We start from the raw sequence: 15763 nt of genomic DNA on the forward strand, positions 1-15763 counted from the left end.
ATTTTTGGAGGAGAGGCTGCGTGCGCCAGTGGCGTTTGCTGGATACCGGCAGCCGGACGGCGGCCGAGAATATGGCCCTGGACGAGGTCCTGTTAACAGCCCGTTCCCAGGGGCAGGCCCCGGATACTTTGCGCTTCCTGCAGTTTAACCCGCCCTGCGTCCTGGTGGGCTTTCACCAGGTGGTAGAGCAAGAAGTAAGGCTGGAGTACTGCCGCCGGGAGGGGATAGAGATCAACCGCCGCATTACCGGCGGCGGCGCCCTTTTCTGGGACACCAACCAGCTGGGATGGGAAGTTATAACCACCCTCGACTACCCCGGGGTTGCCAGGCGGCTGGAGGGGCTCTATGCCCAGCTCTGCGGCGCCGTGGTCCGGGCCCTTAAGCGGTTGGGGGTACCGGCGGCCTACCGCCCCCGCAACGACATCGAGGTCGGGGGCCGCAAGATCTCCGGTACCGGCGGGACAGAACTGGGAGGAGCCTTTCTCTACCAGGGCACCCTGCTCATCGACTTTGACGTCGAAACCATGCTCCGGGCCCTGCGCATTCCCACAGAAAAGCTTAAGGCCAAGGAGATCGCCTCCCTTAAAGAGCGGGTAACCTGCCTCAAGTGGGAACTGGGCCGGGTGCCACTCCTGGAGACTATCAAACAGGTTATAGCCGAAGAGTTCTGCCGCGAGTTCGCCATGGAACTGATCCCCGCCGGCCTGACGCCGGCGGAAGAAGCTCTCCTGGCCCATCAACTGCCCTATTTCCAGTCGGAGGAGTGGATTAACGCCGTCCAGGGGCCGGAGGGGCGGACGGAACTGCGGTCCAGCCGGCGCACCCGTGGTGGTTTCTTGCGCAGTTCCCTGGTCCTGGGGCCGGGCAACAGCCGCATCGAGAGCCTCTACCTGACGGGGGACTTCTTCGCCCATCCCAGGCGGTCCATTTACGACCTGGAGGCGAGGCTTAAAGGCCTGCCGGCCGACCCGGTGCTTATCAGCCGGCAGGTAGAAGAATTCTTCCGGGAAAGCGGCGCCCGCCTGCCGGGCATTAAAGCCGCGGAGGTGGCAGCTGCCATCAACGACGCCCTGGTCAAGAAGGATTACCCCCGGCAGGGGATACCGGCGGCGGCTGTCAATGACGTCTTCACCGTCGTTAAACCCCTGGAGGAAATAACGGCGGCGCCGGTAGTCCTCTTGCCCTATTGCGCCAAACTGCCCACCTGCCGCTTCCGCGGCCGCCAGGGGTGCAGCGAGTGCGGCCGTTGCGACATTGGTACAGCCTATGCCCTGGCCAGGCAATATGGCCTGGAACCCCTGACCATCCAGAATTACGAAATGCTGGCCCGGGTCTTACGCCGGCTGCAACGGGAGGGGGCGCCGGGATTTCTGGGCAGTTGCTGCGAGGCCTTCCTGGCCAAGCACCGGCGGGACCTGGAACGGATCGGCCTGCCGGGTATCCTCCTGGATATTGACAGCTCCACCTGCTACGAACTGGGCCAGGAGCGCGCCGCCCATGCGGGCCGTTTTGAAAACCAGACTACCCTCAAGCTGGATCTCCTGGAGCTCCTCATGGCCCGGGTAGCCCCCGGTAAGGCCCGGCGGCAGGTGGCGGTGGCAGCCCATGCTTAAATACGATGCCGTCGTCGCCGGAGCCGGGCCGGCGGGGAGTACGGCAGCCAGGGTAGTTGCCGCCGCCGGTGCCAGGGTACTGTTGATAGAAAAGCGGGCCCGGGTTGGTTACCCCGTCCAGTGTGCCGAATACGTCCCGGCCCTGATTGCAAGTGAAGTTGATTTTGGGGAAAAAAGCATTGCCCTGGCTGTCGGCACCCTGGTAACTTTCTTTCCCGACGGTACCGTGACCTCCACCCCCGCCCCGGGCTATATCCTTAACCGGGAGGTCTTTGATGCCTCCCTGGCTGAAGGGGCCGTAAAGGCCGGGGCGGAGCTCTGGCTAAAGGCCACGGTAGAAGACCTGACTGATACCAGCCTGATCATCCGGCAAGCAAACGGCCGGCGGCAGGAAGTGGAGGCGGGGGTCATCATCGGCGCCGACGGTCCCCTCTCCCTGGTGGCCCGTACCCGGGGCTGGCCGCGGGCTACCCTGGCTGCGGCGGTCCAGGTGGAAATGGCCCTGCCGGAACCCATGCAGGTTACCCGGGTCTATTTCGACCCCCTTTACCGGGGCGGTTACGCCTGGGTCTTTCCCAAGGGGAAAACGGCCAACGTCGGGGTGGGACTGGTGCCGGGAGAAATCACCCCGGCTGCAGCCCTGACCCATTTTCTCAGACGCCTGGGCTGGCAGCAACAAAATATTGTCCGGCGCACCGGGGGACTTATTCCCGTCGCTGGCCCTTACCAGGAAGTCCATCGGGGCCGGGTGCTCCTCTGCGGCGATGCCGGCGGCTTCACCCATCCGGTTACGGGAGCCGGCATCCTGACGGCCATCCTGAGTGGCCGGCTGGCCGGGGAAGCAGCCGCCGCCTATCTCGGCTCGGGAGCACCCCTGGCGACCTATGAAGAGAGCTGGCGGGACCTCCTTGGTCCTGCCCTGGCCCGGGGCCAGGCCGGCCGCCGCCGCTGGCAGGAAGAATGGGCCCGGGACGGAGCCGCTTTAAGCAAGCTCCTGCGCCAGACGTGGATGGTTTAAGTTAAATGGAGGGAATAAATCAATGCCTGCAACCAGTCCGGAGTACGTTAAAACCAGTACCGCGGCGGCCATAACCCTGGGCTTTCAGCCCGGTAGCTTTCACCGCGACGCCCGGCTCACCGGCCTCAACCTCCTTCTGACTTATAACGAACCCTGTGCCGGCCGCTGTGCCTACTGCGGTCTCTCCGGTAACCGCCTACCTGACGCCGAACCGACCTTTATTCGCGTTGACTGGCCGGTTTATGCCCTGGACGCGATCCTTAAGGAAGTCCGGCGGGACTCTCGCGGCCTGGAGCGGGTGTGCATCGGCATGCCGACCCACCGCCGGTCGTGGGATGACCTCCTTAAAGTCGTCAACCGCTGGCACCGGGAAAGCGATCTCCTCATCAGCGCCCTCCTGACTCCTACCGCCTGCCGCGGCCGGGATTTTTTTGAACTGCGTGCAGCGGGTGCGGACATGGTCGGTATTGCCATCGATTGCGCCACACCGGAACTATTTGAACGTTACCGCGGCAGGGGGGTCAAAGGTCCCCATCGCTGGGAGGAGTACTGGGAGGGGGTCTCCCGGGCCGTAACCGTCTTTGGCCGCGGCCGGGTCGGCATCCATCTTATCGTTGGCCTGGGGGAAACCGAGGCCGAGATGATCCAGACCATCCAGAGGGCCCAGGATATGGGGGTCAGAACCCACCTCTTCAGCTTTTTCCCGGAAACCGGCACGATTCTGGCCCGCCGCCGCCAGCCGCCCCTGGGCCAGTATCGCCGGGTCCAGCTGGCCCGTTATATCATTAACGAGGGCCTGGGGCGGGCTGAGGACATGACCTTTAATGACGCCGGCCAGGTGATGGATTTCGGGATGGATATCACCCCCCTGGTCAAAGCCGGGGAAGCCTTCCGGACCTCCGGTTGTCCGGGGAAGGATGGTCGCACAGTAGCCTGCAACCGGCCCTACGGTAACGAACGTCCCTCCCAGGCCATCCGCAATTTCCCTTTTGCCCCGGAACCCGGGGATATCCGGGCCGTCGAGCGCCAGCTCCGGCAGGGTCTTAAGGGGGCCGTTGCCCATGCCGGTTGAACTGCGCCGGCAACTGGCCGAGGTCTATCACCTGCCCCTGAAAGAACTGCTGCCGGCTGCCTGGCGGCTGCGCTTAAAGAATTTCCCCCCCGTCCTGGGCCTGGCCACACCGGGAAGTAAACACTACGACAGCGGCGATCACCGGAACCATCGCCGTCTTTTTGTTACCATTAGTATTACCGGGCAGGGCTGCCGCCTGCAGTGCGAGCATTGCCGGGGGGAACTCTTAAAGAGCATGTACCCGGCCACTACGCCAGCGGCACTTCTCGAACTGGGCCGGCAACTGAAGGACGGTGGCTGCCGCGGGGTGTTGGTCAGCGGCGGTGCCGACCTTGGCGGCCGGGTGCCCCTGCTACCCTACCTGGAGGCCCTGGCCGGTCTCAAGGGCCTGGGGTTAAAGGTAATCGTCCACACCGGCCTGGCCGACCCGGCCACTGCCAGGGGATTAAAAAATGCAGGTGTCGATCAGGTGTTGCTGGATATTATCGGTGACCGGGAAACGGCGCGCCGGGTTTACCATTTGGAAATGGACCCGGCTGACTATGGTGCCGCCCTGGAAAACCTCCTGTCTGCCGGCCTGAAGGTCGTACCCCATATAGTCGCCGGGTTAAACTTCGGCCGCCTGGCCGGGGAACTTGAGGCCCTTTACCAGGTCTTGAGCCGGGATTGCCGGGACCTGGTCCTGGTGGTTTTAACACCCCTGCCGGGCACCCCGATGGCCGGCATTACCCCGCCACCTCCGGCGGCGGTGGGCCGCCTCCTGGCTACGGCTCGTCTGGCCGGGCCCCGTTTAAATATCCTTCTCGGGTGCGCCCGGCCGGCCGGCCGGCACCGTCTGTGGACGGAACTTTATGCCCTCAGGGCCGGGGTAAATGGTATGGCTTACCCCCATGAAGCAACTGTTGCCCGGGCGCGGCGCCTGGGCCTTAAGCCTTTTTTTAGCGATCTCTGCTGTAGCTTGCTTTAAAAGCCCCGCCGATGGGGAGGATTTGCCGGGGCAGGGGACGAAAAACTTTAAAGAAGGAAAGCGTTAAGGCAGGGGGCGGGGATGGCTGTTTTCCGGATGGATACCTGCGGCGAAATGTGCCCCATACCCATTGTCAGGGCCAGGGTGAAATTGAAACAAATGGCCCCGGGGGATATTCTGGTTGTGACCAGCGACCATAGCTGCACCAGCCAGTCCCTGGCTGAAACAATGGCGAAAATGGGGCACCGCGTTGAAGTAAGGGAAGTGGCCAATGGTATCTGGGAGGTTACCATCAAGAAGGTTTAATTAGCAGAAGGCCTTCTTGTTGGCCAGCAAGAAACGGAAAAACTTTTTCTGGAGGTTGGTGGCCGGTTTTCCCGCCGGATAAACGATGGTAAAGGTGCTGCGGAAGGAAATGCCCTTTACCTGCAGGGCCTTGAGACTACCGTTGTGGATTTCCCGCCGGGTGGCCAGGCGGGAAAGGAGGGAAACCCCGTGGCCGGCCGTGATGGCCGATTTGATGGCGTCGTTGGAGTTCAACTCCAGGACGACGTTTAGATTGGCTATACCCAGGCCATGCTCGGCCAGGGCCCGGGCGATGACCTGGCGGGTACCGGAACCCTCTTCTCTGAGGATGAGGGGCAGACGGCAGAGTTCTTCCAGGGTGATGCTTTCCTGGCCCTGCCAGCCGGCGGGGACAATTAAAAGTAATTCATCCTCGGTTACGCCCCGGGTGGCCAGGCCGGGCTGGTCTACCGGACCTTCGATGAGGCCGATATCGATGGTTTTATCCAATAGTTTCTGGATGGTTTCTTCCCGGTTGCCAACCAGTAGCTTGACATTGGCGTCGGGGTATTTTTCTTTAAAACTATAAATGGTACATGGCAGGGCATAGCTACCGATGCTGCTGCTGGCGCCGACGATGAGATGTTCCTGGCGTTCCTGGCCGCTTTTCCAGTTATCCAGGTCACGCCTGAGGTTTTCTGCCAGCTGGAGAAAGGTTTGCCCATACTCGTAAACAATTTCCCCCATCTCCGTCAGCTCCACCCCTTTCGTTGTGCGGGTGAAGAGCTCGACATCCAGGTCTTTTTCCAGTAATTGAATCTGGTAACTCAGGGAAGATTGGGACATATGCAGGATACGGGCTGCTTCGGAGATCGACTTCACCTGGGCTACGGTGCAAAAGGCCTCCAGGTGGTTGATGTTCACAGGGCAACCTCCTTTAACGGAAGTTACGGTTTTATTATAACATAAGAGCCGATAAGATGGTGGTAAGGCAGGGATTGTTGTGGCCCCGGATACGCAACTGGCACATATTAACTTGAAGCCCAAATCCCAGGAGCCCTACGCCCTGATACTGGCCCTGGCGGCGGCTGCTATATTCTGGCGGCTCCAGGGGCAGGGAATCGGCCTGGGTACGATGTGGCTTTTTGGCCTGGCCCTGGGCTATGTCCTCCAGCGCAGCCGCTTCTGCTTTGTAGCCTGTTTCCGTGACCCCTTTATCACCGGCAACACCTCCCTGAGCCGGGCCGTAGTCCTGGCTCTGGCGGTGGCTACCGCCGGGATGGCCCTGCTGGTCCTGGCCGGCGGTTCTCCGGTGGAAGTCTACCCGGCCGGCTGGCATAACCTGGCCGGCGGTCTCCTCTTTGGAACAGGTATGGTCCTGGCCGGGGGTTGTGCCAGCGGTACCCTGATGCGGGCAGGAGAGGGACACCTGCTCCAGTGGCTGGCCCTGGCCGCCTTCATAATGGGCTCCCTCTGGGGAGCCCATGACTTCGGTTGGTGGCAGCAGGTCAGCCTCAGTTGCTCCCCGGTGCTCTTTTTACCCCGGCTGGTTGGCTGGGGGCCGGCCCTGGTACTCCAGTTGCTGATCCTGGGTCTGATTTACCACGGCCTGTGGCGGATAGAAAAACAGGCCTTTCCAGATTTCAGCCCTCCAGGGAAGGGACGGTATGCCTTCAAACTGCGCCACCTCTGGTCGCGGCCATGGCCCTATTGGGCCGGCGGGGTCGTCCTGGCCGTCCTGGACGTGGCCCTGGCCTGGTGCACCGGCCGGCCCTGGGGGATTACCACTGCTTTCAGTTACTGGGGGGCCTGGCTCTGGCAGGCCTTTACCGGCCACCCGCCCGGCTGGTACTACTACTCTTTGCCGGAACACACCCGGGCCCTGGGCCTCGGTTTTCTGGCCGAACCCGGGACCATCCTCAACCTGGGGACCATCTGGGGGGCCGGGTTGTCGGCCCTGGCAGCTTTTGAGTTTCGCCTCCACCTGCCCCGGCGCTGGCAGGTAGTTCCCGCCGCCCTGGCCGGCGGCATAATGATGGGTTACGGCGCCAGGATTGCCATGGGATGCAATATCGGTGCCTTTTTCAATGGTATAGCCTCCCTCTCTCTCCACGGGTGGCTCTTTGGCCTGGGGCTGGCGGGGGGAGCCTACCTGGGGGGAAAACTGCTGCTCCGCTTTCTCGTCTGAAGTGGGGCTTATCGAAAGGTCTGGTAGCCCTCGAAATTACCGTTAAACAATTTATCACCCGCGGGGCTGTTAACCCGCATCATTCCTGGCAAAGGGGAGCTTTTATAGCTCCCCTTTGCCGTTCCAGGAGCCTAAGAGGGGGGGCAGGAGATGGGGAGGGGGGAGAGTAAAAAATATATTGTGAAAGTAACATTGTGAGCAAATTTCAAAGTAGCAGCATGTGTTAGCGCTAACACGTAGTAAACAAGAGGAAGCACATGTTGCGGCTGGCATCCCTTTTAACGAGACCATGTTTGTCTAATAGCGAGCCTCTAGCGGACGGGAAACGGCAGGCACTCAACTGGCAATGGTTTTTAGTTAAGTGCTGCAGAACATAGAGCGAAGGCAAACAAAGCCGGCCGGGGAAAGAGATGTTAAAGGGATGTTTTACGTGAGGAAGTATTTATACGGAGGTGAGGGCATGTTAGAACAAAAAATAACGCGGAGGACATTCCTCAAGGGATCCCTGGCGGCCGGAGCTCTGGCAACCTTTGGCGGCAAGCTAATCCCCATTGAACCTGCCAAAGCCGCGGCAGCAGGGCAGGCTGAGACCAGGGTGGTTCCCACCCTTTGCGAAATGTGTGGTGTTAAATGCGGCGTCCTGGCCCATGTTCGGGACGGCCGGGTCTGGCGCCTGACAGGGAACCCCAGAGACCCCCAGAGCGGCGGTCGCCTTTGCGCCCGGGGCAACGCCGGTACCAAAACCCTCTATGACCCCGACCGCCTCAAGGGCCCGATGAAAAGGGTAGGGGAAGGCCAGTTCCAGCCCATTAGCTGGGAGCAGGCTTTCCAGGAGATCGGCAGCAAATTAAAGGAACTGAAGGAGCAGTACGGGCCCCAGTCCCTGGTCTGGCTCGCCCACCCGGAACTGATCTCACCCCTGGAAAAACACTTCATGGCTGCCTTCGGCTCCCCCAATTATACCGGTCACGGCCCCACCTGTTACAGCAGCCGTAACGTGGCCTTCGAGCAGATGTACGGCGGCGTACCCGGGGTGGACTACCGCAATGTCAGGTACTATATCGCCTTCGGCCGTAATCTCACCGGTGGGATTAAGAACCCGGATGTGCAAAAGATCGTGGCCGCAAAGGCAGAAGGTGCCCACCTGGTGGCCGTGGACCCACGCCTGAGTGACTTTGCCTACTTTGCCGACGAGTGGCTGCCCATACGGCCGGGAACCGACCTGGCCATGGTCCTGGCCATGATTAATGTGCTTATCAACGAAAACCTCTATGACGCCGCCTTTGTGGCCGCGTATACTACAGGCTTTGAAGAGCTAAAAAAGGGGGTTAGCGGTTATACCCCTGCCTGGGCGGCCGGGATTACGGGCATCGAGGCCGGGACCATCAGCCGTATCGCCCGGGAACTGGCGGCGGCCAAACCGGCGGCAGCCGTTGACCCCGGCTGGCACGCCGTCACCGGTTCCCAGTACGGCAACAGCGTCCAGGCCGGCCGGGCCATAGCTGCCCTCAATGCCCTCCTGGGTAACCTGGGTGCCAGGGGCGGCCTGTCCCTGCCGCCGACCATAAAGTTGGGCAGTCCCGCCGGGATTATGGGTCCCAAGCCTCCGGCGGCAACGGCACCCCGCTGGGACGGGGCGGGCAGCGAAAAATGGCCCCTCAACAAAGATCATGGTATGATCCAGACTTTCCCCGAGAGGGTGAAACAGGACCAGCCCTATCCGGTTAAAGCGGTTATAATCCAGCACTTAAACCCGGTGCGCTCCAGCACCGATTCCCTCGCCTTCATCGAGGCCTTGAAGAAACTCGACCTGGTGGTGGCCATTGACATCCAGATGAATGACACCGCCTATTACGCCCATTACATCCTCCCCGAGGCCACCTACCTGGAGCGCTACGACCCCCTGATGACGGTGGGCAATAAAGTTCTCCTGCGCCAGCCGGCCATCAAGCCACTCTTTGATAATAAAGGCGCCGAGGAGATTATCGCCGGCATCGGCAGGGCTGCGGGCTTAAGTGAGTATTTTAACTTTACCCTGGAGCAGTATAACGACGCCCTGCTCGGCCCCCTGGGCCTCACCCAGGCCCAGCTGGCCCTGACGGGAGTGGCCGAGGTGGAGGCGAGCAAACCGGATTACAGCAAGCTGAAAACCCCCTCCGGGAAGATTGAGCTGGCCTGCCCGGCCTTCGTCAAGGCCGGCAGTACCCTGACCCCGGCCTGGGAACCGCCCCTGGTTGAGCCCCGAGATGATAGCTTCCGTTTAATTCAGGGCCACGTACCCATGCATACCCATACCACCACTGACAATAACAGTTACCTCCACGCCATCATGCCGGAAAACGAGCTCTGGATCCATACCAGCCGTGCCGGTAAACTGGGCATTAAGACCGGGGACCTGGTTGAGGTGGCTTCAAAGGTTGGTAAGGTCAGGGTAAAGGCCAGGGTGACGGAGGCCATCCACCCGGAGGCCGTTTTCCTGGCCCACGGTTTTGGCTGCCGGGTACCCCTGCGGCACCTGGCTTATAACCGCGGCGCCAACGGCGGTGACCTGATACCCATTATGACGGCGCCGGTCTCGGGGGCGGCGGCCCAGTGTGAGACCCTGGTAACGGTACGGAAGGCGGGATGAGTTAGATGGCGCATTATGCAATGCTTGTCGACCTGACGCGCTGTGTAGGCTGCCACGGCTGTACCGTGGCCTGCCAGGCCAAGTGGGACCTGTTGCCGGAAATCCAGTTTACCAAGGTGCACCGCTATGAGATAGGTAGTTTTCCCAAAGTCAAGGGTGGGGTGGTTACCACCCAGTGCATGCACTGCGACGATCCCCCCTGTGCCCGGGTCTGCCCTACCGGGGCCACCCAGAAAAGACCTGACGGTATTGTCATCGTCGATGAGAGCAAATGTATCGGCTGCCGTTACTGCCAGTCGGCCTGCCCCTATGACGCCCGGAGCTTCAACCCCCAGCGGGGTATCGTCCAGAAGTGTTATTTCTGTTACGACTTTGTAGCTCAAGGCCGGAAACCGGCCTGTGTGGATACTTGCATGGCCGCGGCCAGGGTCTTTGGTGACCTGGAAGATAAAGGCGGCGAGCTAAGCCGGGCTCTGGCCGCTAAAAAAGCCGTCCAGATAAAGGGGACCTCCATCTTTTACGTACCGCCGCGCAACCTGGATGCCTCGTACCTCCCCCCGGATTTCCGGGAGCCCGGCGCCGTACGCATCTGGCAGGATATCGTCCACCCCGGCGGTAAGACGGTCATGGGCCTGGCAGCCGGCGCCGTCGTCGCCGGCCTGGTAATCAATAATATCAAAGGAGGCGGGGCCAATGCCTGAGGAGAGGGTAGAACGCTTTAACCTGGCCGAACGCCTGGGCCACTGGAGCCACGGCATCTCCTTTGTCGTCCTGTTGCTGACGGGTTCAGCCCTGGTGTTCCACGGCTTCGGCGGCCTGCTGGGACCCGGGGGCCTGCGCCTTTTCCGCAGTGTCCACCACCTCATGGCCTATCCCTTCACCTTCCTGACGGTCCTTATCCTTCTTCTGGGAACGCCGCGGACCGCAGGCCAGTGGCTAAAGGAATGCCTGACCTGGCGGGCCGACGATTTGCGTTTTATCGCCGCTTTCCCCCGGGAGTTCTTCGGCCTTAAGGTCCAGTTGCCCGAACAGGGTAAGTTTAACGCCGGCGAGAAGCTAAACTCCCTGCTAACTATTTTCGGGTCGATTTTAATGGCCTCAACGGGCTGGATCTTGATCTTCCGGGACAGCGTCTCTCCGGCAGTTGCCGCCTGGGCCCTGCCCCTGCACTCAGCCGGTGCTCTGGTAATGGGGGGTGTTCTCCTGGGGCATATCTACCTGGCCCTGGGTCATCCCAACTCCCGGGAGTCCATCAACGGCATGATTTCCGGCCGGGTATCGGCCCAATTCGCCCGGCAACACCACCTCATCTGGTACCGGGAACTCAAGGAAAAGGAAAAGGACTCCCGGGGAAAGAAACAAAAAATAGCCTGAAAAAATCCCCTGCATGTTGCCCTGGACTAATTCCAGGGCAATAATTATTATATAGGAAGGATATCCTTAACCTGGTAGCGAATTATAAAAGCCTGTACCTTTGGAGCGACGTAGACAAGGCCATTTAATGAAAAAGCATTTTCAGGGAAATAGTCATTTGCGGAGGATAGTATATGGGCGTCAGTGCCGTGATCCCGGCTTATAACGAAGAGACCACCGTAGGCAGAATTATTGACACCCTGAAACAAGTAGCTGCAGTTACCGAAATCATCGTCGTCAGCGACGGTTCCGAAGATGATACCGCTGCCGTGGCCCGCCACCACGGGGCCAGGGTACTGGAGCTGGCCGTAAACAGCGGCAAAGGGGCAGCCATGACTGCCGGCGCCAGGGAGGCCAGGGAGGACATCCTCCTCTTCCTGGATGCCGACCTGGAGGGACTGCTGCCGGACCACGTCCAGGCCCTCATCGAGCCCCTGCTGGCGGGCCGGGCCGAGATGAGCGTGGGCATCTTCAGCCGCGGCCGCTCCATGACTGACCTGGCCCAGGTAGTGGCTCCCCACCTTTCCGGCCAGCGAGCCATCCGCAAAGATCTGTTTTTAGCTATCGGCGCCGACAGGAGCCGTTTCGAGGTAGAGGTCCAGCTCACCAGCGAGGCCAGAGCCCGGAATTGGCGGGTAGAGAAGGTACCCCTGGTCAACATGACCCATATTATGAAGGAAGAAAAAAGGGGCCTGTACCGGGGGGTAGTAGCCAGGATGGGTATGTATAAAGATATTGCCGGCTTTTTCTGGCGCCTGACCAGGAAGAAGTTAAAGGCGCGGCCGGTAGCCGTGTTGCTGCTCCTGCTGTCGCTGGGGGTGACCTTTAACTACGACACCCAGCGAGTGGCTTCCGCGGAAGCCGGCAGGATGCCTGATTTAAACCTGCCGGCAGCAGGACAGCGCCTGCTGGTCGTTTCGCCCCACCCTGATGACGAGACCCTGGGCGCCGGCGGCTTGATTGCCAAGGCCAGGGCCCGGGGGGATACCGTGAAGGTAGTATTTATGACCAACGGCGATGGCTTCCGCCGGGGGGTAGAGACAACCAGGGGCATTTTGCCGACCAGTGCCGGTGATTTTTTGACTTACGGCGAGAGACGCCAGCAGGAAGCCATCACCGCGCTGGGGAACCTGGGGGTGGGGCCGGCGGATATTATCTTCATGGGTTACCCGGACGGGGGGCTGGCCGCCATCTGGAGTAATTACTGGCAGGAAGACAAACCCTACCGCTCGGCCTGCACCCACAAGGAGGCCGTGCCCTATAGACTGGCCTTTAAACCGGGCGAACCTTATGCGGCCCCGGCCCTCCTCGCCGACCTGGAGGAGATTCTCCGGGAGTACCGGCCTACAGATATTTATGTTACCGACACTAACGACAGCCACCCCGACCACTGGGCCACCGGGGCCTTCACCTTGGCGGCAGTGGGGGAGCTAAAGGGGGAAGACCCTACCTTCAACCCCCGTATCTATACCTTTGTCATCCATACCGGCATGTGGCAAATGCTGCCGGTATTTGACCGGGACCATAAACCCCTCCTGCCCCCGGGGTATTTCCTGGCCCGGGGTACGCCCTGGTATAAATTGCCTCTGGCGCCGGCAATCCTGGAACTGAAAAAACAGGCTATCGCCGCTTACCGGACCCAGGAAATGGTCATGCCCACTTTCCTGGCCAATTTTGAGCGGCCCAACGAGGTCTTCTCCCGCCTGCCGGACCAGGAGGTGATTACCACAGCGACGGGCATGAGTGTCGACGGTTGGGTTAAGGAATGGCCCCGGGATGCCGTCATTGCCCTTGACCCCGCCGGTGACCTGGTGACAAAAAAAGTAGAGCGGGGCGGCGATCTCAAGGCGGCCTACCTGCTCCAGTCTGGCCGGACCACCTATTTGCGCCTGGACACCTGGGGCCGGGTCGGTTTTCCGGTAAATTACACCCTGAGCATCTACCTGTTGCCGGCTTCTCCCGGGGCCGGTAGCCAGCGCTTTACCTGGTCCTGGGCACCCGGCGAGAAACAGGTCAGGTGGCTGACCCGCCCGGCCGGTTACGACCCGAATGCCATCCGGGTAGCTTCCGGAGGCGACAGCCTGGAGATGGCCCTGCCGGACCTTATTCCTCCCGGCGAGCACTACCTGATGTTCACCGCCGTCACCTCTATCGGCAGGCTGCCCCTGGACCGGATCCCCTGGCGCCTCGTAAAGATTAAGGGAAGCGATTTATAAATGACGCCCCTGCGTTTTGGCCTGGAAGAAGAAGTCTTTATAACCGAACCCGACAAACCCACCCTCCAGTCCCTCTATTACCTGGCCCGGTTACTCTGGCTTGACCCGGGCTACTACTATACCCATACCGCCTGTAACTTCAACCGCGGTAAGGACCTGCGCTGGGGTCTTATGAGCGGCATTGAAATTTCTACCGGGGTTTTCCCGGACACCGGGGACCTCGTCGCCGACCTGCGTCGCCGGCGCCGGGAACTGGCCGCCGTTTGCCAGGGGCTCATTGTTCCGGTTGGCCACCTCTTTGACCAGGTCGCCCCCACCAATATCTGCGGCATGCACGTCCATGTCAGCGGGTTTCCCGACCGGGAACGGGCCTACCGCAACCTGGTCTACTTCTTACCCCTCCTGGCCCTGCTGGTAATCAACTCACCCATAGCCGGCAGCAGGCGCTACGGCCAATCCTACCGCTGGGCGGAAGCCTTTGCCATCGGGCCGCTGCGGGAGGACAGGCTTTATCGCTTTCAGGACCTCATTGAGTCCAAACGGCTGGGGACCCTGGAAATCCGGGTTTTTGACCCGGTATGGGACCTGGAGCGCATCCGCATCTTGCTGGAATGTATCCGCGCTGTCCTGGAGGCCGGGGTAGATTATCCGGGGGATATTGAAACCTACAATCGCCTGCGCCGGCAGGTGGCCCTGGAGGGTTACATCCAGGAACTACAGCCTATTTACCGGGAACTCTCCAAGCTCCTGCCGGTTCCCGAAGTATATTTCCAGCAAACTCCAGCTGATGCCCTGGGCCGGCTCTGGAAAGAGCAAGGGACCCTGGCCACTTATACGGCCCTGGATAACGCCTATCGCAACGGCATCCTTCAACCCCGGCCGCTGAAAACGATGCGCGTCCGCTGGCCCTTGATGCTGGCCGGGTTTTGCGGTTATTATTTACCCAGGATGCCCTATAGTATAAAGAAGGTGTTATCAGAATGGTAACTTTTTCTATGGCCCTGGCAATCCTGCCCGCGCTCTTCGTGGGTTTAAACCTTTTAAAGATCCTTCTCCTCCTGGCGGCTGTTATCACCGCCATTATGTGGTTTTTGCGCCGGGTATGGTTCTACCGCGACCCGGTCCGGGTGCCTCCAACAGAAGCGGGCACCATCCTGGCCCCGGCCGACGGCAAGATAGTTTACATCAAGCCTTTCCGTAACGGCGAGGTGGTGGCCGAAAAGCTGGGCCAGGCCATCCCTGTCCGGGAAATAATGAAAGCACCGGGCCTGGGCGACCGGGGCTGGATCATGGGGATTTATATGTCGCCCCTGGATGTCCACTTTAATTACGCCCCCATTGCCGGTAGGGTGGAGGATATGGTCCATACCCGGGCCAGGGTTAATCTGCCTATGGTGGATCTCTGGGAATACATCCGCTTGACCTACTTCCGGAGGGCGGTGGACCTCTTTTGCCACCGCTACCGCCTGGTAAATGAGCGCTTGACCATCTTTCTGGATGGTGAGGGCATTAAGATAGCTATGGTGGAGATAGCCGATAAGTTTGTCAACAAGATAAATAGTTTCATCAAGCCGGGCCAGGTAGTCGACCGGGGCCAGAAGGTATCCTTTATCGAGCGAGGTTCCCAGGTGGACCTGGTTATCTTTAGCGAGGACGTTGAGTTTACCGTCCGGGTGGGACAGCAGGTATACGGCGCCAGGACGGTAGTGGCTCGCTACCGGCCTCCGGGCGGGGTGGTGCCTTGACGGCCCTCCATGCTTACCTGGCTCTTTTCGGCCTTCTGGCTATTGAAGGAACGGGTTTACCGGGTGTACCCTTTGAACCGGCCTTCCTGGCCGCCGGCTATTTGATTGAACGGGGCGAAATGAGCTTCTGGGGAGCGGTGCTGGTCGGGACTGCAGGCAACCTCCTGGGGAACCTAATCGGTTACTGGCTGGGAGCCAGGCCCGGTCGCGGGCTGATTGAACGCCTCCTTCACCAGGGATGGGGTGAAGGAGGTATGACAACCGCCCGTTACTGGCTGGCCCGTTACGGGGCGGCGGTAATTATCCTGGCCCGCTGGTTTGGCCCTATCCGCACCCCCACCATCCTGGCTGCCGGGGTGGTTGGGATGGAGACCGGAATCTATGCCCTGTATTCAACCCTGGGTGCCTTTACCTGGACGTTAGCCTGGCAGTATGCCAGTTGGAAGGGGACCCATTACCTTTTGGGGTGGTGGCAGGTCTACCGCCGGTACGCCACCTGGTGGATGGACGCCCTGTTGATCCTGGCGGGATTGGCTATTACCACCATTTCTGTTTATTATTGCTGGCGGCGCTGGCGCCGGGATAAGGAACCTGCCTGATTGACAGGCGCTTATCAT

At 60.6% G+C, this 15763-nt stretch carries 14 protein-coding genes; 13 read left to right on the top strand and 1 reads right to left on the bottom strand.

The window, feature by feature from the left end; genetic code table 11:
- Nucleotides 1–20 precede the first annotated feature (20 nt).
- The 5 genes from MOTHE_RS01855 to MOTHE_RS01875 all read left to right on the top strand — a co-directional run bounded on the left by MOTHE_RS01855 (nt 21) and on the right by MOTHE_RS01875 (nt 4976).
- Nucleotides 21–1613 carry a lipoyl protein ligase domain-containing protein gene (locus MOTHE_RS01855; protein ID WP_011391981.1) on the top strand — a complete coding sequence of 531 codons (1593 nt, stop codon included), beginning with the start codon at nt 21–23 and terminating at the stop codon, nt 1611–1613.
- Nucleotides 1606–2631, top strand: a complete 1026-nt coding sequence (locus tag MOTHE_RS01860; RefSeq protein WP_011391982.1) for a geranylgeranyl reductase family protein — start codon at nt 1606–1608, stop codon at nt 2629–2631. Before MOTHE_RS01855 ends, MOTHE_RS01860 begins: the two co-directional genes overlap by 8 nt.
- Before the next feature lie 22 nt (nt 2632–2653).
- Nucleotides 2654–3703, top strand: coding sequence for a radical SAM protein (locus MOTHE_RS01865; protein WP_011391983.1), 1050 nt, complete (start codon nt 2654–2656; stop codon nt 3701–3703).
- Nucleotides 3693–4670 (top strand): radical SAM protein, encoded by a 978-nt coding sequence (locus MOTHE_RS01870; RefSeq protein ID WP_011391984.1) that lies wholly within the window; start codon nt 3693–3695, stop codon nt 4668–4670. The genes MOTHE_RS01865 and MOTHE_RS01870 overlap by 11 nt, the downstream gene beginning before the upstream one ends.
- Before the next feature lie 81 nt (nt 4671–4751).
- A complete protein-coding gene (locus tag MOTHE_RS01875) occupies nt 4752–4976 on the top strand; it encodes a sulfurtransferase TusA family protein (RefSeq protein WP_011391985.1) in 225 nt (74 codons plus the stop codon).
- Here MOTHE_RS01875 and MOTHE_RS01880 read toward each other — a convergent pair whose 3' ends face one another.
- On the bottom strand, nt 4977–5879 hold the full coding sequence (locus MOTHE_RS01880; RefSeq protein ID WP_053094596.1) for a selenium metabolism-associated LysR family transcriptional regulator: 903 nt from the start codon (nt 5877–5879) through the stop codon (nt 4977–4979). It abuts the gene before it with no gap.
- A gap of 79 nt (nt 5880–5958) precedes the next feature.
- Here MOTHE_RS01880 and MOTHE_RS01885 point away from each other — a divergent pair, with 79 nt between their 5' ends.
- The 8 genes from MOTHE_RS01885 to MOTHE_RS01920 all read left to right on the top strand — a co-directional run bounded on the left by MOTHE_RS01885 (nt 5959) and on the right by MOTHE_RS01920 (nt 15745).
- The gene (locus tag MOTHE_RS01885; protein ID WP_053094597.1) at nt 5959–7143 is read left to right on the top strand and encodes a YeeE/YedE family protein; all 1185 of its coding nucleotides are present in this window, start codon (nt 5959–5961) and stop codon (nt 7141–7143) included.
- A gap of 460 nt (nt 7144–7603) precedes the next feature.
- The gene (locus MOTHE_RS01890; protein ID WP_011391988.1) at nt 7604–9772 is read left to right on the top strand and encodes a molybdopterin-dependent oxidoreductase; all 2169 of its coding nucleotides are present in this window, start codon (nt 7604–7606) and stop codon (nt 9770–9772) included.
- A gap of 5 nt (nt 9773–9777) precedes the next feature.
- Complete coding sequence (locus tag MOTHE_RS01895; RefSeq protein WP_011391989.1) at nt 9778–10473, top strand: 4Fe-4S dicluster domain-containing protein; 696 nt, start codon at nt 9778–9780, stop codon at nt 10471–10473.
- The gene (locus MOTHE_RS01900; RefSeq protein ID WP_011391990.1) at nt 10466–11146 is read left to right on the top strand and encodes a formate dehydrogenase subunit gamma; all 681 of its coding nucleotides are present in this window, start codon (nt 10466–10468) and stop codon (nt 11144–11146) included. The genes MOTHE_RS01895 and MOTHE_RS01900 overlap by 8 nt, the downstream gene beginning before the upstream one ends.
- Nucleotides 11147–11319: 173 nt before the next feature.
- Nucleotides 11320–13401 carry a PIG-L family deacetylase gene (locus tag MOTHE_RS12665; RefSeq protein WP_080997162.1) on the top strand — a complete coding sequence of 694 codons (2082 nt, stop codon included), beginning with the start codon at nt 11320–11322 and terminating at the stop codon, nt 13399–13401.
- Nucleotides 13402–14388: a glutamate--cysteine ligase family protein gene (locus MOTHE_RS01910; protein ID WP_011391992.1), complete on the top strand. Its 987-nt coding sequence runs from the start codon at nt 13402–13404 to the stop codon at nt 14386–14388.
- Entirely contained in the window at nt 14382–15146 is a 765-nt protein-coding gene (locus tag MOTHE_RS01915; RefSeq protein ID WP_053094598.1) for a phosphatidylserine decarboxylase, read from the top strand. The genes MOTHE_RS01910 and MOTHE_RS01915 overlap by 7 nt, the downstream gene beginning before the upstream one ends.
- Nucleotides 15143–15745, top strand: a complete 603-nt coding sequence (locus MOTHE_RS01920; protein ID WP_011391994.1) for a DedA family protein — start codon at nt 15143–15145, stop codon at nt 15743–15745. Before MOTHE_RS01915 ends, MOTHE_RS01920 begins: the two co-directional genes overlap by 4 nt.
- The last annotated feature ends 18 nt before the right edge of the window (nt 15746–15763 follow it).

The organism is Moorella thermoacetica, assembly GCF_001267405.1.
GTDB classification, from domain to species: domain Bacteria; phylum Bacillota; class DSM-521; order Neomoorellales; family Neomoorellaceae; genus Neomoorella; species Neomoorella thermoacetica.

Excerpts from the sequence above, each read along its gene's own strand:
- MOTHE_RS01860 (WP_011391982.1), top strand. The coding sequence starts at position 1,606 with ATGCTTAAATACGATGCCGTCGTCGCCGGAGCCGGGCCGGCGGGGAGT.
- MOTHE_RS01865 (WP_011391983.1), top strand. The coding sequence starts at position 2,654 with ATGCCTGCAACCAGTCCGGAGTACGTTAAAACCAGTACCGCGGCGGCC.
- MOTHE_RS01870 (WP_011391984.1), top strand. The coding sequence starts at position 3,693 with ATGCCGGTTGAACTGCGCCGGCAACTGGCCGAGGTCTATCACCTGCCC.
- MOTHE_RS01875 (WP_011391985.1), top strand. The coding sequence starts at position 4,752 with ATGGCTGTTTTCCGGATGGATACCTGCGGCGAAATGTGCCCCATACCC.
- MOTHE_RS01890 (WP_011391988.1), top strand. The coding sequence starts at position 7,604 with ATGTTAGAACAAAAAATAACGCGGAGGACATTCCTCAAGGGATCCCTG.
- MOTHE_RS01895 (WP_011391989.1), top strand. The coding sequence starts at position 9,778 with ATGGCGCATTATGCAATGCTTGTCGACCTGACGCGCTGTGTAGGCTGC.
- MOTHE_RS01900 (WP_011391990.1), top strand. The coding sequence starts at position 10,466 with ATGCCTGAGGAGAGGGTAGAACGCTTTAACCTGGCCGAACGCCTGGGC.
- MOTHE_RS12665 (WP_080997162.1), top strand. The coding sequence starts at position 11,320 with ATGGGCGTCAGTGCCGTGATCCCGGCTTATAACGAAGAGACCACCGTA.
- MOTHE_RS01910 (WP_011391992.1), top strand. The coding sequence starts at position 13,402 with ATGACGCCCCTGCGTTTTGGCCTGGAAGAAGAAGTCTTTATAACCGAA.
- MOTHE_RS01915 (WP_053094598.1), top strand. The coding sequence starts at position 14,382 with ATGGTAACTTTTTCTATGGCCCTGGCAATCCTGCCCGCGCTCTTCGTG.